At 55.5% G+C, this 301-nt stretch carries 1 protein-coding gene; it reads left to right on the top strand.

All coding sequences use genetic code 11. The annotated features are described in order from the left end of the window. Positions 1-207 (top strand): family 16 glycosylhydrolase (locus tag G3446_RS27410; RefSeq protein WP_164456772.1); only part of this gene is annotated, 207 nt, incomplete at its 5' end. Between the last annotated feature and the right edge of the window lie 94 nt (positions 208-301).

Raw genomic sequence — 301 nt, 5'->3', positions numbered from 1 at the left:
CCGGAAGATCCCTCTGTCTACGGCCTTAACAAGAAGGAGGGCTGGTACTGGCCCAACTGCGGCGAGATCGACATCGTCGAGCATCTCGGGCACCAGCTTGGCGTCGCTCATGCTGCGGTTCACAGCAAGGACGCCTACTTCAAGAACGGCGGCGAACGGTCGGAAGCAACCGAGATCGCGGCCCAATGCCATGGACTTAGCGCCTAAAGCTATGATTATGTTACAATAATGCGTCTTCACAGGAACCTTGTAGGAGCATGCCGATGAAGCGTTGCAACGCTATCAGTCTCAACACCGAAGA

Source organism: Thiorhodococcus minor, from assembly GCF_010820565.1.
GTDB lineage: Bacteria > Pseudomonadota > Gammaproteobacteria > Chromatiales > Chromatiaceae > Thiorhodococcus > Thiorhodococcus minor.
The sequence above is the reverse complement of the archived record's forward strand: the minus strand, read 5'-3'. Positions and strand labels throughout refer to the sequence as shown.